General features: G+C 63.2%; 20 protein-coding genes and 2 pseudogenes. 11 read left to right on the forward strand and 11 right to left on the reverse strand.

Annotation, left to right across the window (positions count from 1 at the left end; genetic code table 11):
- Positions 1-31 precede the first annotated feature (31 nt).
- The 4 genes from LZ585_RS06760 to LZ585_RS06775 all read left to right on the forward strand — a co-directional run bounded on the left by LZ585_RS06760 (position 32) and on the right by LZ585_RS06775 (position 5,801).
- The gene (locus LZ585_RS06760; RefSeq protein ID WP_234855622.1) at positions 32-2,296 is read left to right on the forward strand and encodes an adenosylcobalamin-dependent ribonucleoside-diphosphate reductase; all 2,265 of its coding nucleotides are present in this window, start codon (positions 32-34) and stop codon (positions 2,294-2,296) included.
- 119 nt (positions 2,297-2,415) lie between these two features.
- Positions 2,416-3,477 (forward strand): IS630 family transposase, encoded by a 1,062-nt coding sequence (locus LZ585_RS06765; RefSeq protein WP_234853247.1) that lies wholly within the window; start codon positions 2,416-2,418, stop codon positions 3,475-3,477.
- 635 nt (positions 3,478-4,112) lie between these two features.
- Entirely contained in the window at positions 4,113-4,382 is a 270-nt protein-coding gene (locus LZ585_RS06770; RefSeq protein WP_234855623.1) for a hypothetical protein, read from the forward strand.
- 228 nt (positions 4,383-4,610) lie between these two features.
- Positions 4,611-5,801, forward strand: a complete 1,191-nt coding sequence (locus LZ585_RS06775) for an IS701 family transposase (RefSeq protein ID WP_234855624.1) — start codon at positions 4,611-4,613, stop codon at positions 5,799-5,801.
- 215 nt (positions 5,802-6,016) lie between these two features.
- On the opposite strand, the gene LZ585_RS06780 is transcribed toward LZ585_RS06775, so the two are convergent.
- The 3 genes from LZ585_RS06780 to LZ585_RS06790 form a co-directional block, all read right to left on the reverse strand.
- Positions 6,017-6,974 (reverse strand): IS630 family transposase gene (locus tag LZ585_RS06780; RefSeq protein ID WP_139086627.1). Its coding sequence is split into 2 segments (ribosomal slippage): positions 6,017-6,631 and positions 6,633-6,974, totalling 957 coding nucleotides; the frame shifts between segments, so codons are not numbered across the junction.
- An 83-nt stretch (positions 6,975-7,057) separates the two neighbouring features.
- The gene (chrA, locus tag LZ585_RS06785) at positions 7,058-8,485 is read right to left on the reverse strand and encodes a chromate efflux transporter (RefSeq protein WP_234855625.1); all 1,428 of its coding nucleotides are present in this window, start codon (positions 8,483-8,485) and stop codon (positions 7,058-7,060) included.
- Entirely contained in the window at positions 8,482-9,321 is an 840-nt protein-coding gene (locus LZ585_RS06790; protein ID WP_234855626.1) for a chromate resistance protein ChrB domain-containing protein, read from the reverse strand. Before LZ585_RS06790 ends, chrA begins: the two co-directional genes overlap by 4 nt.
- Positions 9,322-9,528: 207 nt before the next feature.
- On the opposite strand from LZ585_RS06790, the pseudogene LZ585_RS06795 reads away from it, so the two are divergent.
- Positions 9,529-9,844: pseudogene (locus LZ585_RS06795) on the forward strand (IS21 family transposase); the annotation flags it as partial.
- A gap of 50 nt (positions 9,845-9,894) precedes the next feature.
- Here the strand turns inward: LZ585_RS06795 and LZ585_RS06800 are convergent.
- The 3 genes and pseudogenes from LZ585_RS06800 to LZ585_RS06810 form a co-directional block, all read right to left on the reverse strand.
- Positions 9,895-11,188, reverse strand: a pseudogene (locus LZ585_RS06800) (IS3 family transposase).
- Between the two features lie 260 nt (positions 11,189-11,448).
- Entirely contained in the window at positions 11,449-12,225 is a 777-nt protein-coding gene (locus LZ585_RS06805; protein WP_234855627.1) for an alpha/beta fold hydrolase, read from the reverse strand.
- Complete coding sequence (locus LZ585_RS06810; protein WP_234855628.1) at positions 12,222-12,821, reverse strand: 2-hydroxychromene-2-carboxylate isomerase; 600 nt, start codon at positions 12,819-12,821, stop codon at positions 12,222-12,224. Before LZ585_RS06810 ends, LZ585_RS06805 begins: the two co-directional genes overlap by 4 nt.
- An 86-nt stretch (positions 12,822-12,907) precedes the next feature.
- On the opposite strand from LZ585_RS06810, the gene LZ585_RS06815 reads away from it, so the two are divergent.
- Positions 12,908-13,927 carry a ribose-phosphate pyrophosphokinase gene (locus LZ585_RS06815; protein WP_234855629.1) on the forward strand — a complete coding sequence of 340 codons (1,020 nt, stop codon included), beginning with the start codon at positions 12,908-12,910 and terminating at the stop codon, positions 13,925-13,927.
- Positions 13,928-13,987: 60 nt separating this feature from the next.
- Here the strand turns inward: LZ585_RS06815 and purD are convergent, their stop codons facing one another.
- Positions 13,988-15,244 (reverse strand): phosphoribosylamine--glycine ligase, encoded by a 1,257-nt coding sequence (gene purD / locus LZ585_RS06820; RefSeq protein WP_234855630.1) that lies wholly within the window; start codon positions 15,242-15,244, stop codon positions 13,988-13,990.
- A gap of 62 nt (positions 15,245-15,306) precedes the next feature.
- Here purD and xseA point away from each other — a divergent pair, with 62 nt between their 5' ends.
- A complete protein-coding gene (xseA, locus tag LZ585_RS06825) occupies positions 15,307-16,860 on the forward strand; it encodes an exodeoxyribonuclease VII large subunit (protein ID WP_234855631.1) in 1,554 nt (517 codons plus the stop codon).
- Here xseA and LZ585_RS06830 read toward each other — a convergent pair whose 3' ends face one another.
- The 3 genes from LZ585_RS06830 to trhA form a co-directional block, all read right to left on the reverse strand.
- Positions 16,861-18,063 carry an MFS transporter gene (locus tag LZ585_RS06830; RefSeq protein WP_234855632.1) on the reverse strand — a complete coding sequence of 401 codons (1,203 nt, stop codon included), beginning with the start codon at positions 18,061-18,063 and terminating at the stop codon, positions 16,861-16,863.
- 2 nt (positions 18,064-18,065) lie between these two features.
- Positions 18,066-18,710, reverse strand: coding sequence for a bifunctional 4-hydroxy-2-oxoglutarate aldolase/2-dehydro-3-deoxy-phosphogluconate aldolase (eda, locus tag LZ585_RS06835; RefSeq protein ID WP_234855633.1), 645 nt, complete (start codon positions 18,708-18,710; stop codon positions 18,066-18,068).
- Between the two features lie 101 nt (positions 18,711-18,811).
- Complete coding sequence (gene trhA / locus LZ585_RS06840; RefSeq protein WP_234855634.1) at positions 18,812-19,504, reverse strand: PAQR family membrane homeostasis protein TrhA; 693 nt, start codon at positions 19,502-19,504, stop codon at positions 18,812-18,814.
- Between the two features lie 193 nt (positions 19,505-19,697).
- Between trhA and rpsB the strand changes: the two genes are divergently transcribed.
- The 3 genes from rpsB (at position 19,698) to LZ585_RS06855 (ending at position 22,187) form a co-directional block, all read left to right on the forward strand.
- On the forward strand, positions 19,698-20,483 hold the full coding sequence (gene rpsB, locus LZ585_RS06845) for a 30S ribosomal protein S2 (protein WP_234855635.1): 786 nt from the start codon (positions 19,698-19,700) through the stop codon (positions 20,481-20,483).
- 85 nt (positions 20,484-20,568) lie between these two features.
- A complete protein-coding gene (gene tsf / locus LZ585_RS06850; RefSeq protein WP_234855636.1) occupies positions 20,569-21,480 on the forward strand; it encodes a translation elongation factor Ts in 912 nt (303 codons plus the stop codon).
- Positions 21,481-21,602: 122 nt separating this feature from the next.
- The gene (locus LZ585_RS06855; RefSeq protein WP_234855637.1) at positions 21,603-22,187 is read left to right on the forward strand and encodes a (d)CMP kinase; all 585 of its coding nucleotides are present in this window, start codon (positions 21,603-21,605) and stop codon (positions 22,185-22,187) included.
- Positions 22,188-22,191: 4 nt separating this feature from the next.
- On the opposite strand, the gene LZ585_RS06860 is transcribed toward LZ585_RS06855, so the two are convergent.
- Positions 22,192-22,464, reverse strand: coding sequence for an I78 family peptidase inhibitor (locus LZ585_RS06860; RefSeq protein ID WP_234855638.1), 273 nt, complete (start codon positions 22,462-22,464; stop codon positions 22,192-22,194).
- Between the two features lie 78 nt (positions 22,465-22,542).
- Between LZ585_RS06860 and LZ585_RS06865 the strand changes: the two genes are divergently transcribed.
- On the forward strand, positions 22,543-22,845 hold the full coding sequence (locus LZ585_RS06865) for a hypothetical protein (protein WP_234855639.1): 303 nt from the start codon (positions 22,543-22,545) through the stop codon (positions 22,843-22,845).
- The last annotated feature ends 2 nt before the right edge of the window (positions 22,846-22,847 follow it).

Here is a 22,847-nt window from a genome sequence, read left to right on the forward strand (position 1 = left end):
GATAACCTTTCGCAGCCCCTAGGGACCCGTCATGACCCGCTTTGCCGCGCCCATTGCCGAACAAATCTGGGACATGAAATACCGGCTGAAGGATGTCGAGGGCCGCGCTCTTGATGCCACGGTCGAGGATAGCTGGCGCCGCGTCGCGCGCGATCTGGCGCAGGTCGAGGCGAATCCCGCGGAATGGGAAGATCGCTTCTATGCCGCATTGCAGGATTTCAGGTTTCTGCCCGCAGGCCGGATTCTGGCAGGGGCCGGCACCGGGCGGTCGGTCACGTTGTTCAACTGTTTCGTCATGGGCACCATCGCCGACAGCATGGCGGGCATCTTCGATGCGCTGAAGGAGGCTGCGCTGACCATGCAGCAGGGCGGCGGCATCGGCTATGATTTCAGCACGCTGCGCCCCAAGGGGGCCGAGGTTCGGGGGGTGGCGGCCGATGCATCCGGCCCGCTGTCCTTCATGGATGTGTGGGATTCAATGTGCCGCACGATCATGTCTGCGGGGTCACGGCGGGGCGCGATGATGGCGACCATGCGCTGCGATCACCCTGATATCGGCGATTTCATCGGGGCCAAGCGGGACAGCGCGCGGCTGCGCATGTTCAACCTGTCGGTGCTGGTGACGGATGCCTTCATGCAGGCGGTCAAGGCGGACGGGCCCTGGGATCTGGTTTTCGGGGGCCGGGTCTATCAGACCGTCCCGGCGCGCGATCTGTGGAACCGGATCATGCGCGCAACCTATGATTATGCCGAACCGGGCGTGATCTTCATCGACCGCATCAACCAGCAGAACAACCTGCATTATGCGGAAACCATCGCTGCCACCAATCCCTGCGGGGAACAGCCGCTGCCCCCCTATGGCGCCTGCCTTCTGGGATCGGTGAACCTGGCGCGGCTGGTCGGCGACCCTTTTACCCCGCAGGCGCGGCTGGACATGGCGGCGCTTGACGACTTGGTTCGCGTGGCCGTGCGGATGATGGACAACGTGGTGGATGCCTCGCGCTTTCCCCTGCCGCAGCAGGCGGCCGAGGCGCAGGCCAAGCGCCGCATCGGTCTGGGTGTCACGGGCCTTGCCGATGCGCTGCTGATGCTGGGCCTGCGCTATGGCGCCCCGGCTGCGGTGGACCAGACGCGCATCTGGATGAAAGCGATTGCGCGGTCGGCCTATCTGGCCAGCGCGGATCTGGCGCGGGAAAAGGGGGCATTTCCACTGTTCGACCGCGATGCGTTCCTGGATTCGGGCTTCATGCGGAGGATGGACGGGGATGTGCGCGACGCGGTGGCGACCTATGGGATCCGCAACGCCCTGCTGACATCCATCGCGCCCACGGGGACGATCAGCCTTTATGCGGGCAACGTGTCCAGCGGGATCGAGCCGGTCTTTGCCTATGCCTATACCCGCAAGGTTCTTCAAAAGGACGGATCGCGGACCGAGGAGGAGGTCGTCGATTACGCCGTCCAGATGTGGCGCGACCTGCATGGCGATGGACCCTTGCCCGGCCATTTCGCGAATGCCCAGACCTTGGCGCCCCAGGATCACGTCGCTATGCAGGCGGCAGCCCAGGAATGGGTGGACAGTTCCATTTCCAAGACGATCAACTGCCCCCCCGACATTTCCTTCGAGGATTTCAAGGAGGTCTATCTGTCCGCCTGGGATCTGGGCTGCAAGGGCTGCACGACCTATCGCCCGAACGACGTGACGGGCAGCGTGCTGTCGGTCAGCGAACAGGCCGAGGCGGTCCCCCAGGTCGATACCGGGGCCGATGTCGTCTATCTGACCGAGCCGCTGGACCGGCCGGCCGCCCTGGAAGGCGCGACCTACAAGCTGAAATGGCCCGCCAGCGAACACGCGATCTATATCACCATCAACGACATCATCCAGGCAGGCCATCGCCGCCCCTTCGAGATCTTCATCAACTCCAAGAACATGGAGCATTTTGCCTGGACCGTCGCCTTGACCCGCATGATCAGCGCGGTCTTCCGGCGCGGCGGCGATGTCAGCTTTGTGGTCGAGGAATTGAAGGCCGTCTTCGACCCACGCGGCGGGGCCTGGATGGGCGGCCGCTATGTCCCTTCGATCCTGGCCGCGATCGGGGGGGTTATCGAGCGCCACATGATCGCCATCGGCTTTCTGGCAGGCGAGGGAATGGGCCTGAAGTCCGACCCGCATATTGAGGCAGTGGCCGTGGGAGAACGCCCCCTCGGCCAGGCCTGCCCGAGCTGCGGCCAATATGGAATGCGCATGAACGAAGGCTGCATGACCTGCCCCAACTGCGGGCATTCGAAATGTGGGTAAAGCGTGGTGGGGTAGGCTGGTTGTGCCGCCGGCCATAATTTTTCCTTTTATACTCGGAGTCCTGCGGCAGCCGAATTTGGTGACTTGACGGCTGGGTTTGGAACGATTCAGCTACGCCTATGATCCGCCCCGGCTTTCTTTCCTCAGCAGACCGCCTCGAGCTTGAGGCGTGCGTGCGTCGTCAGCGCGAGGACCACGGCATTGCCCGCCGGGCAAATGCGATCCTGCTGCTCGACGACGGGGAAAGCTGTGCCCGGATCGCAAAATTTCTCTATCTGGACGACGATACCATTCGGGGCTGGCATAAAACCTACCTGCAAGATGGTTGGGATGCGCTTGCCTACGACGGCTGGAAAGGCGGCCAGTCCCGTATGACGCAGGCACAGGAGACTGCGCTGTGCGCATGGCTGCAAGTGCGCTTCTGTCGCTCGACGGTCGAGATCAGGGCTCACCTCGCGGCTGAGTGCGGTCTGAACTACTCCCATTCTGGCTGCATCAAACTTCTCGCCCGACTGGGCTTTGAATACCGCAAGCCCAAGCCTCTGCCGCGCGTGGCATCTGCGGAAAAGCAGACAGCTTTCATCGCATTCTACGAACGCCTGATGCGTGAGTTACCAGCAGATGAAGCCGTCTACTTCGCCGATGCGGTGCATCCGGAATACCAGACCAAGCCTGCATTCGGCTGGGTGAAGGTGGGATCAAATCCAGCGGTTCTCAGCACAGCAGGGCGCGGTCGTGTGAACATTCATGGGGCTGTAAACCTCGAAACTTTCGATGCACCCTTTGTCGAGCCCACAACCGTCGACGGGGTCAGTGCCGTGCAGCTTCTCACCAAGATCGAGGAGCGCAACCCTGACAAGCGCATCATTCATGTCATCTGGGACAACGCTGCCTACCACAAAGGACCCGATGTCAGAGCCTTCCTCGCCAAGACAGCTTGCCGTATCCATCTGATCCAGCTGCCACCCTATTGCCCTCATCTCAATCCGATTGAGCGGCTTTGGGCTGTCTTGCATCAATACGTTACCCACAACCGCTACTACCCAAGTCAGAAGCAGTTCGCCGACGCCATCCTTGCATTCATGCGTGAAACCATCCCGCAGGAATGGACAAAATTCCGCGACAAGGTCTCTGACAACTTCCGCGTCATAACCCACGAGAACTTTCGGGTTTTGCAGTAGAAGCGGTATATCGCCATAATTTTTCCTTTTGACAGGCAAAAGGTTTCTTTCGGACGTGAGAGGAAGTTGTGGCTGGCGCTATCACTTAATAATCCCGCCTGCCACAATACCCTGCTTGAAGCGGGGTTTTGGCTCGCGTCAGACGGCCTATAGCGAAGGGGTGCAGTGATGGCTCCAAGCCCAACAGAATATACAGGCACGCCGCAGCACAGTGCTGGGCAAAGTATGTGCAACGAAGGTCGGCTCGTACCGGCCAACCATGCTCTGTCATGTGCTGCAAAGGAGCCCGCGAAACGAAGCTTAAGATTCGGAACGACAAGATTGTGGTGGCGTAGTCAGTTGTGCGGGACGTAACTACCCTTCGATGCACTTGTCATAGGTAGATTTGGCTTAATCTGCCCCCTCTATCATCGTGAAGTTGGAGTATTGCAGGTGGGATTTTGCAATGGCGAAGTCCCCGAAAGATACTAAACGTCCGATAATGAAAACTGGCCCGAATAAGGGGGAGAACCGCTTTCGAAACGAGGACGGGAGATGGAGAGCCAAGCGCTCCGATGCGCGCAAACCGCGTCCAGCCAGGGTAACTCAGAGAGCGAAAAAAATGTGCTTTCTTACTACCGCGGCATGCAAAATGCGTGGCCTTCCAGACAATTGCTACGAACTTCGAGTGCTTCGCCGTTTTTAGAGATGATGTTTTGGTTAGGTCTGGCGAAGGGCGCGCTTTGGTGAAGGAGTATTACAGAGACGCGCCCAGGCGAGTTCCGCTTGCCAAATTGAACGGCGAACAGGACAATGTCTGGCGCGAGATCCAATCGACGATCGACCACATTGAACAAGGTGATTACTTGGCTGCCATCGCAGCCTATCGATTTATATTCGAACGCCTGCGCGGCATGGCCGATTAAAATTACTGTTGGTAATGCGTTGATATGTAGATCAGCGTAGGCGAGGCCGTTGCCGTTCGGGGCTGTCCAAGAGAGGAAAAGCCATTCTTATCTATCCTAACTCTCGATGAAATGCTGCAGGTATCGCCAATGACGCTCGTCGGAATGATCCCGCCTAATACTACAGTTGCGGTTTATATGGGTTTGTGGTTCCCCTGCCATGATATCGCTTAGCGGGAACTGGGTGGTATGTCTGTTGCGGACTGGACGGGAACACTGCTCGACTGGCAAGCCGCGCTCAAGGAATTGAGAGAGATCATTGCGCCGGCATTTAGGCGCCGCGAGCAGCAGCAATCGGCAAGCGCCTTCATCGATGGTGTGCTTTCGGGAGCCGAGCGCAAGACCGGCTGGATGTTGGCGGAAGAGGCCGGCTTTGAGCGTCCTTACTGCATCCAGTCGCTTCTGGGTCGATCCTCCTGGTCGGCCGATGATCTCTGCCGCCTGGTGAGATGCTATGCAATCCAGGCGCTTAGCGATCCGGACGGGGTGCTGGTGGTGGATGAAACCGGGTTCTTGAAGAAGGGGACCGCATCTGCCGGTGTGGCGCGCCAGTATTCGGGAACGGCCGGGCGGGTTGAGAACTGCCAGATCGGTGTCTTTGCCGCTTATGCCAGCCGCTTTGGGCATGCGCTTGTTGATCGGCGCCTGTATTTGCCCAAGGTCTGGGCCGAAGATGCGGCGCGTCGGGCAAAGGCGCATATTCCAGAGGACGTGGCCTTCGCCACCAAGCCGGCGATGGCACGCGAGATGATCGCCCGTCTTCTGGATGAAGGCACTCCTTGCCGCTTTGTCCTGGCCGATGCCGTTTATGGATCGGATCGCCAGTTTCGGCGCGTGCTGGAGATGCGCAAGCAGTCTTATGTCTTGGCAGTGCGTTCCACCCACATGGTGCGCTTCTTTCAAGACGAGATGCTCATCCAGACCGATCCGGCGACGCTCTTCGCAGCGCTTGACGCGGACATGTGGCATGGCTGTGCAGCAGGGGAAGGTGCAAAAGGTCCGCGTCTTTACCACTGGGCTCGCCTGCCGCTGGGAACGGCGCGAGAGAACGGGTTTGAGCGCTGGATGCTGGCGCGCAGGAGCCGCCATGATCCAGAGGCAGTGGCCTATTGCTTCGCCTTTGCTCCGGCCGGCACACCGCTTGCCGAGCTTGCCGCAGCAGCTGGGCTGCGTTGGATGATCGAGGAATGCTTTCTGCGCGCCAAGGATGATCTGGGGCTCGATCATTGTGAGGCCCGCTCCTGGCACGGCTGGCACCGGCATATGAGCCTGGTGATGGCAGGGGCGGCGTTTCTCGCCGGGCTGACCGCAGAGCAGCGCCGTCACGCTTGGGGAAAACCGAACAAAACGAGTCCAGCGCTCCAACTCAGCGTCGCATGAGCTTTGTTCGTGCCGAGCTTTACACCACGCCGACATATCTCACGACATCAGAAGTTCTGCGCTTGGTGGAGCGCGGCTCATCCTCAGCCGCGCTCCACCAACCGAAGTCATTCTGCCATGGTCATTCTGGCGCCGACAACATTAGGCCAATCCAGCAAACGCGCATCGGAGAAGACGCGCATGAAATGAAACTGTAGTGTTAGAGCGCGTTGCGTCTAATCGGTTTCATATCCGGCGGCTTTGAAGAAATTGTAGCATTCCTCATCGGTGAAAAGATCGCAGACCTGCCCGACGGCGTGCCAGAGAGCCTCGTAGGTTCGCGCGGCGGCTCTCCGGATCAGGGCCTTGAGCTTTGCGAAGGCCATCTCGATCGGGTTCAGATCCGGACTGTAGGGAGGCAAGAACAAGAACCACGCGCCAACGGCGCTCATAGTCGCCGCTGCCTTGGGACTCTTGTGCGATGACAGGTTATCCAGAATGATCACATCGCCGGGTCGCAGTGTCGGGGCCAGTTGGGTTTCGACATAGAGCTCGAACAGTTCGCGGTTCATGGCACCGTCGATCACCCAGGGCGCATCCAGCCGGTCATGGCGCAGGGCGGCGATGAAGGTCTGGGTGTTCCAGTGGCCGAAGGGCGCATGGTCGACAAGGCGCGCGCCTTTTGGAGACCATCCGGTGGTCTTGGCCATGTTCGTCTTCAGCGACGTCTCGTCGATGAAACCAAGGCGCGTCAACGCGCTGCGCATGAACGGTTGGCGTCGTGTGATCCAGATATGGCGTGCCTGCCGGATCTCAGGCCGCTTCTGCTCGAGGGCTTGCAGGTCTTTTTTTGTGTGTCAGCCCGAGACCGCGCAAAAACCGCCAAACCGAGACACGGTGAATGGCGATGCCGTGATGATCCGCAAGTTCGCCGACCAGGTCGTTCAGCGTCAGATCGGGCTTCGCCTTCATGCGCGCGGTGATCCAGTCCCCCACACCAACCAATTTGCCATGACCACCACCATGGCCTTGGGCACGCGGAGCTAACCCGCCCGTCTCGCGCTTCAGGATCACCATGTCGTTGACGAACTTCACCGAAACCCGGAACCGCGCAGCGGCTGAACGGTGCGAGTTCCCTTCCTCCACAAACGCCACAACGCGCTCTCGGAGCGCCATAGGATGCGGTCTGCCCATATCATCCCTCCACCTGTCATGCAGGCAGGGAATCACAGATCAAGCCACAGGGGTATCCTGAATCGGGAAAGCCGCAATACGCTCTAGGCGATCACTCCCACGGCATGAAGGCAGACGCCGAGGCCCGCCGCCCCGGCAAGCACCGTTGTCATCCCAAGCTTCAGCCGGAACACGGCAACAAGGGCGAGCACGGACAGCACCGCCGCGATCCAGTCGATGGAGCCTGGGACCGGCAGTTCCATGGACAGGGGGCCGGCCTCGATCCGCCGCACTTCGCGCCAGATTACATGGACCGCGAACCAGATCGCCAGGTTCAGGATCACGCCCACCACCGAAGCCGTGACGGCCGTCAGGGCCGCGGACAAGGCCCGGTTGGCCCGCAGCCGCTCCATATAGGGGGCGCCCAGGAAGATGAAGGCAAAGCAGGGCGCGAAGGTGACCCAGGTGGTCAGCAACCCTCCCAGTGTCCCTGCCAGAAGCGCGCTTTCCCATCCGGCGTCGCGGAACGCGCCCAGAAAGCCCACGAATTGCAGCACCATGATCAGCGGCCCCGGCGTGGTTTCGGCCATGCCCAGGCCGTCCAGCATCTCTCCGGGGTGGAGCCAGCCATAGGTTCCGACCGCCTCTTGCGCGACATAGGCCAGGACCGCATAGGCGCCGCCAAAGGTCACAACCGCCATCTTCGAGAAGAACAGCGCAATCTGTGCAAAGACATTGCCTTGCCCCAGGACAAGGACCAGAACGGCCACCGGCAGCAGCCACAGGATCAGCGCCGCCCCACCCGCCATCAGCGCACCACGCCGCGCCGCAGCCGGCATTTCGGCCATCTCCTCGCCAAGCAGCGTTTCGGCATCGTCGACATGGACCCCGCCGACCGACCCATGGCCGCCCGCCGGCGCAAAGGCGCGAAAGCCGGTCCGGGCACCCAGATAGCCGATCACCCCGGCCGTCAGCACAATCAGCGGAAAGGGCGCATCGAAGGCGAAGATGGCGACAAAGGACAGCGCCGCGATCAGGCGCATGGCGTTGTTCCTCAGGGCTCGCCGGCCGATGCGGACCACGGCTTGCAGCACGATGGCCAGGATGGCTGCCTTGAGGCCGAAGAACAGCGCCTCCACCAGGCCCACGTCCCCATACAGGGCGTAAAGCCAGCTCAGCGCCATGATCGCGACCATACCGGGCAGCACGAACAGCCCGCCCGCGATCAAGCCCCCGCGCGTCCCGTGCAGGAGCCAGCCGATATAGGTGGCAAGCTGCTGCGCCTCGGGTCCGGGAAGAAGCATACAGAAGTTCAGCGCGTGCAGGAACCGCCCGTCGCCGATCCACCGCTTTTCCTCGACAAGGATGCGGTGCATCACAGCGATCTGCCCGGCCGGCCCGCCAAAGGACAAAAGCGCGATCCGCGCCCAGGTGCGGGTGGCCTCGGCAAGGGTGGGAAATGGGGGCCGAGAGGCATGGGCAGCGGGCTTGCCGGGCACGCCCGGTTCAGGCGCAGTCCTGGCATCGGTCATGGCGCGGCTCCGGTCTTGGCATTGGGCCAGTTGTGGGTCTCGCCCGTGGCATCCCGTGCCCAGCGATAGAAGGCATCATAGACCAGCATTCCGGCCTCGAGTTGTTCAAGATCGTCGGCATACATCCGCGACAGGCCCAGCGAGGCGGCAAGCAGACCGGCTGCCTCGGGCGCAAGATTAAGGCGCGCGGTATCCGCGCCCCGGACGATGGTAGCCAGCCTGTCCAAGGCCGGAAGGGACAGTCCCAACTCCATCAGCAGGACATCAAAGGTGCAAAGCTCTCCGCGATGGCTCCAGAAGGTGTCTTCGATATCATAGGCCATGCCGCCCCACTGCTCGGCCACCGCCATGACCTCCGAGGGTGCGACGTAAAGAAACACCGCTCTCGGATCGACAAAGCGGCGGATGAGCCAGGGGCAGGCAATCCGGTCGATCTTGGGCCGCGCCCGGGTGACCCAGACCGTGCGGCCCTGATCGTCCCGCTTCGTGATCCTGCCGGGATTGACCCGGGGCAGCCCGGCTGCGGTCCAGGCGGCTTGCCCACCCTCCAGATACTCGGCCGAAAGCCCGAGGTGACGCAGCCACGCGGCCGCGCCCTGGCTCCGCCCATGCCCTTCGGCGCAGACCACGACCACGGCCTGGCCGGCCAGCACCCCGGCAAGACGTCCAAGCTCGTCGGAGCACAGATCCGCTTCGTTCAGCGGCCGGGCACCCGGCAGCAGGCGCGGTTCCGAGCCGCGCAGGGCTTCGCGCCGAACATCGAGAATGACGGGACATCGGGGCGTCCCGATCAGCTTTGACAGTTTCTCGGCAGTTATGGCATCAGACGCGGCCATGCGTCCCCCGGGATCAGAGAGAATGGGTGGAACGCGCACTTTGGCTGGCGCCTCGTGGGAGGCGCAGGCCCCATGTCGACGAGTAAAAATGGGAAGCCCCCTGACGTCAACCCGTCACGCGTCGATCATGTGTCACCCGAACTGACAAACTGACCCCCTGACGACTCTAGGAACTGACCCCCTCGGATCTGCCGAGAGGAGGGACAGATGAGGAGCGGTGCTTCAGAGTTTCCAGCGCGATCGCGGTCGATGCGGGGAGAGGAGATGCTTCAAGGCAGAGGAGGTGGCCGCGATGATGCGGCTGCATAAACTGGGCTGGGTGGCGAAGCGGCTGTCGAAGGAGTTCGGCTGCGCCCGCAATACGGTCCGACGCTATGTGGATGCCGGTGGCGTTGTTTCTTACACCAAGCCGGTGCACAAGACGACCTTCGACGGGCTTGATGACTGACTGCGTGAGCAGTTTTTTCGGCATGGCGGCAATGCCGATGTCATCCGGCAGGAGCTGTCCAGTGAGCATGGTGTCGCTTAGCGCGCATTGGCCCTGTCCCGTATTTGTGCTGCTCTGGTGCTCGTTCAGGCTGCTTGGCGCTCAAGGGCCAAGGGGGTTTTTCCTCCCGATGCTGAATGCCGACGGCGCGAGTTATAAAAGCCGTTGATGTATTGGAAGATGGCTGTCTCAGCCTGGCGACGCGTTTCCCACGACCTGCGCCCGATCAGTTCGGCCTTGATGGTTTTGAAGAAGGTTTCGGCGGCAGCGTTCTGCGCCTTTGAAAGATCCACAGGATCGGTCAATCCCCTGGCGCGGACCGCCTTGAACTCATGGCAGTTGCCTTTGCCGCTCAGCGACGCTTGCAGGCCATGTTCGCGCGGGACCTTCCGGTAGTCATGCGAACAGTGTTGCGAGCCGCGTCAGCTCGTGGAAGACGCGGCCCCGCGGCGGTGATCGCAGGGCGATGGCCATTCTCAATGCCCGGATCGCCAGATCGCGTTTCCTGCGGTTGGCTCGCGGCCCAGCCGATCACGCGCCGGCAGTGCAGGTCCAGGAGCGAGGCCATGTCCGCCACCGGTCCGAGGACCATGGTCGAGCGCCAGATGCAGCCAACCCTCGCGGGTCCAGATGTAGCTGATGTCGCCCGCCCATGTCGCTGCGCGGTCTTTCGGTTCTGGTCGGGCCGATCTGCCATGAAGTCACGATCCAAGCCGGGTTCGGCGCGATGTTGAAAGTATGATCGCTGTCCGTGGTCGCCTTGAATTTGCGCGTTCTTTCAACGACGATCCCGTTCTCCCGCATCAGTCGCCCGCCCCGGCGATGGCCTACATCGATGCCACCTTCCTTCAGGTTTCCGGTCATCCGCGGGCGGCCATCGCGGCCCAGGCTCAGACGCGACTGTTCCTTGACAGGGGCCCAGAACAACCCTGTCCATGCGCTGCCAGCGACTGGCCGGGCGGCTGCAAAAGGCCCGCAGCCCGCGGGGGCTGACATTCCTCACCTGGCACAGCCGGTCGATCGGGAAGGCCCCACGCTGCTCTTCGACGAACCTGAACCGCACGGCTTTTGGCTCGCGAAGAACTGGGTGGCTTTTTTCCAGGATCTCCCCCTTTCGCCGGGGAAACAATCCCCCAGACTGTTTCGCGGATCCGGCTCAAATCCTTGAGGATGCGGATCTCGCGCCCAAGCCGTTATTCTCCGGGCAAGCTCGCGGTCCTCTGCTGAGACCACATCCGTGTCGCGATGGGCGTTCCCCCATGGGTTCAAGGTCGACACGCCGGCCCCCAGATCATCCGCAATCTGACGTCGCGAAAGCCCGCTCGTCCGTGCAATGCGCACCGCATCCTTGCGAAACTCATCCGTCCTGCCTGTGCCCAGGGTTCATCTCCTTTGCCGCACATTGTGCTATCAAAGGAGCGCCACCAAGCCGCGACAGGTCCAGCTTTGTTCGTGCCGAGCTTTACACCACGCCGACATATCTCACGACATCAGAAGTTCTGCGCTTGGTGGCGCGGCTCATCCTCAGCCGCGCTCCACCAACCGAAGTCATTCTGCCATGGTCATTCTGGCGCCGACAACATCAGGCCAATCCAGCAAACGCGCATCGGAGAAGACGCGCATGAAATGAAACTGTAGTGTTAAGACCGATCCAGATTCAGGGCGATCAGTCCGGCAGTCTGGTCGGGATGGGTCAGGGGCAGCATATGACCCGCATCCGGCACGACCGCCCGGCCGACATCGGCCAGCTTTGTCGCCAGGGCATCGGCGATCCGGTGGATCACGGGCGGAGAGTTTCCACCCGCCACAATCAGCACCGGTACGTCAATGGATTCCAATCCTCCCTCGCGCAGGATGTTTGCCTTGTCCCTGGTCAGGGTATCGTCCGTCTCCGCCACCAGGCTAATTTGGCGGGTCATCGCCTCTCGTGTGGGTTGGGGCAGGCTGTCAAAGGGCTGCGCGCCCCAGATGTCGATGAAGCCACGCGCGGCATCATCCGGTCGGCCATGGGCCAGATGGTCCGCCATTGCCCGGTCTCGGGCAGTCTGGTCCGGGTCGTGGGCAGCGGCAAACAGGACGGGTTCGATCAGCGTCAGGCTGCGCACGGCGTCGGGCGCGGCCACGGCGATGCGCAGGGCCACGGTCGCGCCCAGGCTGTGACCGATCAGATCCAGCGGGCGGTCGATGAAGCTGGCGGCGATCCGGGTCACGGCGGTGTGGAAATCCGGTCCCTCGGACCCGGGTGTCCAGGGACCGCTGCGGCCATGGCCCGGCATATCGAAACCTTTCAGATCGACCCGGCCCTCAAGCCGCTTGGCGATTGGTCCCCAATAAGCCCCGCTGCCCATCATGCAATGCAAGGCAAGGGCCGGGCGGTCCTTGTCCCCCGGCCAGTGTCGCTTGTGGATGCCGGTCATAGGCTGGCAAGGTGCCGATCAAGGAAGTCCAGCCGGTCCTGGCCCCAGAATTTCTGACCGCTTTCCCGCACCACATAGAAGGGCGATCCAAACACCCCGGCCTCGACCGCCTGTTCCAGGTTGCGGCCATAGGTTTCGGCGCCGACGAACAAGCCCTTGTCGGCCAAGGCCGGGTCGAATCCATGGGCGGACAGGATGTCGCGGATGACCGTATCGTCGCTGATGTCGCGATCCTCGGCCCAGACAGCGCGCAGGAAGCCTTGCACCAGACCGCCCGTATCGCCGCCACCCGCCGCTTGCGCCGCAATGATCGCATAGGACGACGGCGCCATGTTGACCGGCCAGAAGGAGGGCTTCAGGTTCAAGGGCAGGCCCAGATGATCGGCCCAGCGGGGCAATTCCTGCGCGCGGTAATCCATCCGGCTGGGATGGCGGTTGGCGGGGCGGACCCCGCCCGTGCGGTCGAACAGTTGCAGGATGTCCAGCGGTTTATAGGTGATCGCCGCGCCATGGCGGGCGGCGATCCGTTCCAGCCGGTCGCCCGCCAGATAGGCAAAGGGACTGATCGTCCCGAAATAGTAGTCGATATTGGCCATAAGGACGATCCTTCGCGGTTTGCCCGCAGGCTAACCGGGTGGTAAGGCGGGCGCAATCTGGCGAATCCCAGCGAAAAGGCCCCCATATGCCCGTCATGACCGAACCCAAGCTGATTTCCGGCAATGCCAACCGCACGCTGGCCGCGTCCATTGCCCGGCGCATGTCGATGCACCGGGGCATGAATGTCAGCCTGTGCGATGCCCGGATCGAGCGGTTCAACGACCAGGAAATCTTTGTCGAGGTGTTCGAGAATGTCCGGGGCGAGGATATGTACATCATCCAGCCGACCTCGAACCCGGCCAATGACAACCTGATGGAACTGATGGTCATGACCGATGCGCTGAGGCGGTCGTCGGCGGCCCGGATCACGGCGGTCATTCCGTATTTCGGCTATGCCCGACAGGACCGCCGGGCCAAGGCCCGCACGCCCATCAGCGCCAAGCTGGTGGCAAACCTTCTGACCGAGGCGGGGATCGACCGCGTGCTGACGCTGGATTTGCACGCGGCGCAGATCCAAGGGTTCTTCGACATTCCGGTGGACAACCTGTATGCCGCGCCCGTCTTTGCCCTGGACGTTCAGCATCATTTCCGGGGCCGGATGGGCGATCTGATGGTGGTGTCGCCCGACGTGGGGGGCGTGGCCCGTGCCCGGGAATTGGCGACCCGGATCGGCGCGCCCCTGTCCATCGTAGACAAGCGGCGGGAAAAGGCAGGCGAAGTGGCCGAGATGACGGTTATCGGCGATGTCGCGGGCAAGGTCTGCATCATCGTTGACGATATCTGCGACACCGCAGGCACGCTGGTGAAAGCCGCTCAGACCCTGACGGACAGCGGCGCCACCGAGGTCCATGCCTATATCACCCATGGGGTCCTGTCCGGCCCTGCGGTCGAACGGGTCAGCAAGTCCGTGATGAAATCGCTGGTCATCACCGATTCAATCCAGCCCACCGATGCGGTGAAATCGGCCCCCAACATCCGCATTGTCCCGACGGCGCCGATGTTTACGCAAGCCATCCTGAACATCTGGAACGGAACATCCGTCAGCAGCCTGTTCGAAACGGATACCCTGCTGCCGATCTATGAAGGATTGTATTCCAGCCTGTGACGTTTGCGGCTGCGCTCCCCGTCGGATGCCTCCGGCGGGGATATTTAAGTGAAGAAGACGTCAGAGCGCACGCCAGCCGATATCCCGGCGGCAGAATCCGTCCGGCCAGTTGATGGCATCGACCTGGGCATAGGCGCGCCGATGTGCCTCGGCCAGTGTGGCGCCTCGGCCGGTGCAGGTCAGGACGCGCCCGCCCGCGGCGATGACCTGGCCGTCCTTGCTGGCGGTGCCTGCATGAAAGGTCATTTCGAAACTGGTTTCGGCCAGCTTGTCCAGTCCGCCGATCACGCTGCCTTTCTTATAGCTGCCGGGATAGCCGCGCGCGGCCATCACGACCGTCAGGGCATGATCGTCAGCCCAGTTGACCGAGGCTCCGGCCAGCCGCCCCTCGGCGCAGGCCAGAAGCAGGTCCAGCATCTGCCCGCCAAGCCGCATCATCAGCGCCTGGCATTCCGGATCCCCGAAGCGGACGTTGTATTCGACCAGACGCGCCCGGCCTTCGTGGATCATCAGCCCCGCGTAGAGGACACCCTGGAAGGGCATTCCCCGCGCTGCCATCTGGGCCACGGTCGGGCGCACGATCTGCGCCATCACCTGTTCCTGCAAGGCATCGGTCAGGACCGGCGCGGGGCTGTATGCGCCCATGCCGCCAGTGTTGGGGCCGTTGTCCCCTTCGCCTACGCGCTTGTGGTCCTGGGCTGTGCCCAGGGGCAAGCAGTCGGTCCCGTCGCACAGGATGAAGAAGCTGGCTTCCTCGCCCGCCATGAATTCTTCGATGACGACCGACATCTCGCCGAATTCGCCGTCGAAGATCGCGTCGATCGCCCCCTGCGCCTGTTCCACGGTTTCGGCCACGGTCACGCCCTTGCCTGCGGCCAACCCGTCGGCCTTGACCACGATGGGGGCGCCATGGGCGGTGACATGGTCGCGTGCGCTTGCGGCATCGGTGAAACGCGCCCAGGCTGCAGTGGGCGCCCCGCAGGCATCGCAGATTTTCTTGGTAAAGGCCTTTGACGCCTCGAGCTGCGCTGCGGCCTGGGAGGGACCGAAAACCAGAAAACCGGCATCGCGCAGGGCGTCGGATACACCGGCGGCCAACGGCGCCTCGGGTCCGATCACCACAAAGTCGACGGCATTTTCCTGGGCGAATTCCAGAACCTCGGCGCGCGACAGGATGTTCAGGTCTGCGCATTCCGCGACATTGGCGATGCCCGCATTGCCCGGCGCCACGATCAGGCGGTCGCATTTCGGGTTCTGCCGGATGGCCCAGGCCAAGGCGTGTTCGCGCCCGCCGCCGCCAAGGATCAGGATGTTCATGGGCCGCCCTTTCGCTTCTGGTGGCGGCGTTCTAGTCTGGGGCGGACAAGGGAACAAGACGCATGGATTTGCTGGAAGACGTGCCGGGCAGCAATGCCCATGAATTTACGGTTTCGGAACTGTCGGGCGCGGTGAAGCGCAGCCTGGAGGATCAGTTCGGCCGCGTCCGCGTGCGCGGAGAGATCGGGCGGGTTTCGCGGCCGTCGTCGGGGCATATCTACTTCGACCTCAAGGATGATCGGTCTGTCTTGGCCGCCGTGACCTGGAAAGGGCAGGCGGCCAAGCTGGCGCAGCGTCCCGAGGAGGGGATGGAAGTCATCGCCACCGGTCGCATCACCACCTTTCCGGGCCAATCCAAGTATCAGCTGATCGTCGATCAGATCGAACCGGCGGGACTGGGCGCGCTGATGGCAATGCTGGAAAAGCGTCGTCAGGCCCTTGCCGCCGAGGGGCTGTTCGATGAAGGGCGCAAGCGTCCCTTGCCAAGCTTGCCACGCGTGATCGGGGTCGTGACCTCGCCGTCCGGAGCGGTGATCCGCGACATCCTGCACCGGCTGCGGGACCGCTTTCCCACACGCGTGCTGATCTGGCCGGTGGCCGTTCAGGGCGAAGGCTGCGCGCCGCAGGTGGCGGCGGCGATCCGGGGGTTCAACGATCTGCCGCCCGGGGGGCCGATCCCGCGTCCCGACCTGCTTATCGTCGCACGGGGTGGCGGCAGCCTGGAGGATTTGTGGGGCTTCAATGAGGAGGCCGTGGTCCGTGCGGCCGCCGAAAGCCGCATTCCGCTGATTTCCGCCGTGGGCCATGAAACCGACACGACGCTGATCGACTTTGCATCCGACCGCCGCGCGCCGACGCCCACGGCTGCGGCGGAAATGGCGGTGCCGGTCCTTGCGGAACTGGCTGCTCGACTGGCGGAATCGCAGGCGCGGCTGACTCGGTGCAGCCAGCATCACATCGACCGCCCACGCCAGCGGCTGCGCGACCTGTCCCGCGCGCTTGGCCGCCCCGGCGCGCTGACGGAAGCGGCGCGGCAGCGGCTGGACCTGTGGGCCGGACGGCTGGATCCCGCTCTGCATGGGTTGGTGCGGACGCGCAGGCACCAATTGGCCGCGCGTCCCATGCCGGTGGCCCTGCTGCGGCGGTTCACGGATCGCAAGGCGCACACGCTGCATGGGCTGGAGCATCGGCTGGATGCGGCTGCGGCCCGCAGGCTGGAACGACGTCGCGATCGGACAACCGCCATGGGGCAACGGCTGGACGCCTCGCTTGTGCGGGTGATGGCCACCACACGGCGGGCGATTGCCCAGCAGGACGGGCGGCTGGCGGACCTGACGCGGCGGCTTGGCCTAGCCGTTCAGCGGTCGATCAGCAGCCGCGACCAAGCCATGCAACGGGTGGACCGGCTGCGATTGTCGCTAGGCTACAAGGAAACGCTGAAGCGCGGTTTTGTGGTCGTCCACGGTCCTGAAGGCGTGATCACCACGGTACAGGCGGCGCGGCAGATGCCGCAGGTCGATCTGGAATTCGCCGATGGCCGCGTGACGGTTCGCCCCGAGGGCGTGCCGAAACCTGCCAGGAAACCCAAGCCGCCCGAGCAGCAGACCTTGTTCTGATCAGGCTTCCTTCGGGCTCAGCATCAGCCAGATCAGCGCCGCGCCCGCCAGCACAAGGAAAGGCAGCATTGCCAGATTGACCGCGTTCCAGCCCGCGACGACCGTTCCGCTGCTGCAATTCATCAGCCCGCCCGACGATAGCGAAGCCAGGAAGACCCCACCGAAGACCACGGCGTCGTTCAGGCCCTGGACGCCGCCCCGTTCCTCGGGGGCATGGGCGCGGGTCAGCATGGTCGTCGCGCCGATGTAACCAAAGTTCCAACCCATCCCCAGAAGGACCAGGGCGGCGAAGAAATGCGACAGCTCCACCCCTGACAGCGCCGCGGCACCCGCCAGGGCCAGCAGGAACAGGCCAAGGGCAACGATCCGTTCGGCGCCAAAGCGCGCAATCAGGTGCCCGGTGAAAAAGCTGGGGGCAAACATCGCCAGCACGTGCGCGCTGACGATGTTGGCGGCATCCGTGGGGGCGAACCCGCAGCCTACGACCGCCAGCGGCGTCGAGGTCATCACCAGGTTCATCAGCGCATAGGCGACCATACCGCAGATCGTTGCGACCGCGATCTGCGGTCGGCGCACCAGTTCGGCCAGCGGACGGCCTGCGGGCTGGTTGCCCTCTGCGGCGGCAGGCCTGGGGCTGTCGAGGAACGCGAACAGGAAAGGTCCAAGCGCGTTCAGTCCGATCACCGCCAGATAGGCCGCCAAGAATGGGACTGCCGTCAGGCCATCCGTCGCGCGCACAATGGCGGGGCCGATGATCGCGGCGGCCAACCCCCCCGCCATGACCCAGCTGATCGCACGGGGGGCATAGTCGTCGGACGCAAGATCGGTCGCGGCAAAGCGATAGAACCCTTGGGCCGACATATAGACGCCGGTCAGCAGCGATCCTGCCATGAACAGCCAGAACGACCCCGCCCAAAGCCCCCAGGCCGCTAGGGCCGCGCCCAGCCCGCCCGCCAGAACGGCCAGCAAGAACCCCGCCTGCCTGCCGTGATCCTGCATGAATCGTGCCAAGGGCCGCGCAGTCAATGCGGACCCCAGGACGATCATCGACAAGGGCAGGGTGGCGACGCAGGGATTGGGCGCCAGGATCTGGCCTGCAAGCCCGCCGACAATGAAGATCACCGACATCTGTGCGCCCAGGATGGCCTGCGCCGCAACCAGCACGATCACGTTGCGCCGGGCGCGGCCCAGGTCCGGGGGCAAGATCAGCCCCTGCTCAGCCGGGCGGCAGCATGGGCGCGTTCCTGGATCGCCCCCCAGTTTTCGGCGTTGACGTCGGCATCGGTGGCAATCCAGCTTCCGCCGACGCAAACGACGTTCGGCAGGGCAAGATAGTCTGCGGCGTTACTCAGGGTGATGCCGCCTGTCGGGCAAAAGCGGACCTTGGGCAACGGCCCGGCGAGGGATTTCAGCGCAGGCGCGCCCCCACTCGATTCGGCCGGAAAGAACTTGACCATGTCATAGCCTGCATCAGCCGCGCGCATCACCTCGGATGCGGTAGCGGTGCCGGGCAACAGGGGCAGTTCCAATTCCTCGCAGGCGGCGATCAGCCGGTCGGTCAGGCCAGGAGAGACGGCAAAGCTTGCCCCCGCGTCCTTGGCGCGCTTCGCATCGTCCGGGGTCAGCACCGTGCCCGCGCCGACGTGACCGCCGGATACCCCTGACATGGCGCGGATCGCATCAAGGGCCGCGTCCGACCGCAGCGTGATCTCCAGCACCGGCAGCCCGCCCGATACCAGAGCCCGCGCCAGGCCTGCCGCGCGTTCGGCATTCTTGATCACGATCACCGGAATGACCGGGGCCAGGCTGCACAACGCCCGTGTCTTTTGCGACTGGATTTCAGGGTTCATGGCGCCACCTTCCGTTCCGCGATCTGCGGGCAAACTGCCCGCTGGCGGGTGGCGATGCAAGCGGTTTGCCGCCCTGCGGCGCAAATCACGTTATCGCTAACCTAGATCGCCGACAGCACTGCGACATAGTGGATGGCGGCGGCTGTGACCACAAAACCGTGCCAGATCGCGTTTTGAAAGCGCAACCGTTCCCAGACATGAAAGATCACGCCCACGGTATAGATGATGCCGCCGATCACGATCAGCAGCATGGACAAGGGCGGCAGGTTGTCGGCGATGGGGCCGATGGCGACAAGCCCGCTCCACCCCATCAGGATATAGAGCAGGATCGCCAGCCGGTCATACCGCCCGGGCAACAGCCATTTCAACGCAACGCCAAGGGCAGCCATGGTCCAGATGCAGACCAGCAGCACAAAGACCACCGGATCGGCGGATGCCTTGTGCAGGAACGGCGTGTAGGTGGCCGCGATCAGGATGAAGATCGCGGAATGATCGGCCCTGCGCAATTTCCATTTCAGCGCGGAATGCGGCAACATATTATAGACAAACGACACTGCAAGCGACAGGATCAGCCCGCCGCCATAGATCGACACGGCCAGAACCTCGGCCCCCGTGGCGGTGACTGCGGCCTGGAAGACCAGCACCGCCACCCCCACGACTGCCAGGACGACGCCGATGGCATGGACGATGCCATCCGCCAGCCTTTCGTGGAAATCATAGTGCCGCCCGAAGCGGAACTGGCTGTCAGTCATGAAGAACCCCTTGATCTCCTTATCCTGCCTGACCTGCGTCATCCGGGCAATTGACAGTTCGTTCAAATGCCGCGTGATCTGCGTGACCCCTTGCAAACAGGACGCGAAGGGTCTAACTGCGCGATCACTTCACAGGCAGGGGCGGGCCTTTTGCGGGGAGAAATCCGCAAGGGTCCACCGGTTGGGGCATCCGCCCTGAATCCCCTGCCAAGGCGCAAACCGGAAAGGACATGGAATGGCGCTTCCCGAATTCAATCTGCGTCAGCTCTTGGAAGCTGGCGTTCACTATGGTCACCAAACGCAACGCTGGAATCCGCGCATGGCGGAATTCATCTATGGCGACCGCAACGGCATCCACATCCTGGACCTGACCCAGACCCTGCCAATGCTGGACGCGGCGCTGCAAGTCGTTCGCGACACCGTTGCCAAGGGCGGCCGCGTGCTGTTCGTGGGCACCAAGCGCCAGGCGCAAAAGCCGGTCGCGGACGCCGCCGAACGGTCCGCGCAGTTCTATATGAACCACCGCTGGCTGGGCGGCACGCTGACCAACTGGAAGACCGTTTCCCAGTCGATCAACCGCCTGAAAGCCATTGACGAGACGATGGCCGGTGGTGCCGAGGGCATGACCAAGAAAGAGCGTCTGCAGCTGGAACGCGAACAGGCGAAACTGCAAGCCTCGCTTGGCGGCATCCGCCACATGGGCGGCCTGCCGGATCTGCTGTTCGTCATCGACGTGAACAAGGAAGATCTGGCCATCCTGGAAGCCAAGAAGCTGGGCATCCCGGTCGTGGCCGTGGTCGATACCAACTGCTCGCCCGAAGGCGTGGATTACATCATCCCCGGCAACGACGATGCGGCCCGGGCCATTGCGCTGTATTGCGACCTGGCCAGCCGTGCGGCGCTTGACGGCATGTCGGCCCAGATGGGCGCCGCCGGCGTCGATGTCGGTGCGCTGTCGGATGCGCCCGAGGAACTGCTGGACGAGCCTGCGGCCGAGGAACAGGCAACCGCCGACGCCTGACCGGCGCCTGCGTCCCAAGTATTCATGGAATTGTCGTCAGGCGGGAATATTTCCCGCCTGACGCGTTGATCAAAGGAGACGGATCATGGCTATCACCGCCGCGATGGTGAAAGAGCTGCGCGAAACGACCGGCGCAGGGATGATGGACGCCAAGAAGGCATTGACGGAAACCGACGGCAACATGGAAGCGGCCATTGACTGGCTGCGCACCAAGGGTCTGGCCAAGGCCGCCAAGAAGGCCGATCGCGTCGCTGCCGAAGGTCTGATCGGCGTGCAGGTCACGGATGGTCGCGGCATTGCGGTCGAGATCAACTCGGAAACCGATTTCGTTGCCAAGAACGCCGATTTTCAGCAGCTTGTCCGCGACATCACCGACATCGCCCTGACCACCGCGACGGATGTCGAGGTTCTGAGGGCCACGCATCTGAACGGCAAGCCCGTGTCCGAGGTGCTGACCGACGCCATTGCCCGCATCGGCGAAAACCTGACCCTGCGCCGGATGCACCTGCTGGAGGGTGATACGGTCGTGTCCTATGTCCACAACGCCGCAACCGAAGGCATGGGCAAGATCGGTGTTCTGGTCGCGCTGAACGGCGACAAGGACAAGGCACAGGCGATCGGCAAGCAATTCGCGATGCACATCGCGGCGACGAACCCCGTGTCGCTGTCCGAAGCCACGCTGGACCCGACGCTGCTGGCACGCGAGTTGGAAGTGCAGACCGCCAAGGCCCTGGAAGAAAACGCATCTTCCGCCAAGCCGAAACCCGAGGCGGTGATCCAGAACAACATCATTCCCGGCCGGATGAAGAAGTTCGTGGGTGAAAACACCCTGCTGGGCCAGCCTTTCGTGATCAATCCCGACCTGACGGTCGAGCAGGCCGCGAAGGAAGCCGGGGTCGAGATCACCGGCTTTGCCCGCGTCGCAGTTGGCGAAGGGATCGAGAAGAAAGAAGAAGATTTCGCAGCCGAAGTCGCAAAGACCCTCAGCGGCGCCTGATCCTTCGTGACGAATGCCAAGCGCTGGTCCCTGGGGCCGGCGCTTTTCATTGCCCGATTGCCTGTGGACCTTTGTCGCGGCGCCATGCGATGGAAGGGCGCGAAACCAGATCTGCGTGCCCCATGCCATTCATCATTGCCATCGACGGACCCGCCGCCTCGGGCAAGGGCACCATTGCCCGCGCGCTTGCCTCGCATTTCGGATTTCACCATCTGGACACCGGGTTGCTGTATCGGGCGACTGGAGCCAAGGGAGGCGATCCTGTCGCGGCGGCCCGGTCGCTGCAAGCCAGTGACCTAGACCGCCCCGACCTGCGCAGCGCCGAGGCGGGTCAAGCCGCCAGCCGCATTGCCGCGATCCCCGAGGTGCGCGAAGCTCTGGTGGCATTCCAACACCGCTTTGCCGCGCAGGAACCCGGCGCCGTTCTGGACGGGCGCGATATCGGAACGGTGATCTGCCCCGACGCGGCGGTCAAGCTGTATGTGACCGCATCGGATCAGGTGCGTGCCGTGCGCAGGGCTGCCGAACTGGGGGCCGACGCGGACGAGATGCTGGCGCAGTTGCAGGAACGGGACCGGCGCGACAGCGAGCGTGCGACGGCGCCACTAAGGCCCGCCCCGGATGCGGTTCTTCTGGACACCAGCCACCTGACCATTCCCGAAGCCATCGCCCTGGCCGTCGCCCAGGTTGACAGGGTGCGGGGCTAGGCCGTCAGCCGCAGCTTACCCGCCCGATCCAGCCCTTGGGATCCAGGAAGATGTTCAGGCGCCCCGGCTGATATTCCTGCGTGACAACCTGACCAGGGCTGATTTCCCGATAATGCAGTTGCGGCGGCAGATAAACCTCGCCGATATTCATGCCGACCAACGCCTGATGCCGGGCCGGATCGCAGCGCGTCGCAGAGACGGTGGGTGCATAGCCGGTGGCGCAGGCGGCCAATGTGAGGGTCAGGGCGGGCAAGGCCCCGCGCGGGAAGATGGGCATCCGATCACCTTTGTGTTTGCGTCAGAACGATATGCGGGGCAGATGCGTTCCCCATCCCATCCTCGAGGGAGACGAAAGATGAAACAAAGGGCTATTGCGATTTCCCTGGCGCTCATGCCCGCCATGGCCATGGCCTCCAGCGAGGATGCCTGGGATGAATTTCGCGACAAGGTCGAAACGGAATGCCTAGCCCTGGTGGACGTGCCAGAGTCCACGCCCGTCTCGGTCGAAGTCAATCCCTTTGGGTCGGAAACCTATGGGGCGGCCTTGGTGACAGCGGCCCATCCCGGCGGCACAGAGCGGATGATCTGTATCTTTCACAAGCAGACTGGACTTGCCGAGATCACGGCGCCCTTCACGGACGCCGCGCCTGTCGAATAGAG

Origin of the sequence: Paracoccus everestensis, from assembly GCF_021491915.1 — a bacterium.
GTDB classification, from domain to species: domain Bacteria; phylum Pseudomonadota; class Alphaproteobacteria; order Rhodobacterales; family Rhodobacteraceae; genus Paracoccus; species Paracoccus everestensis.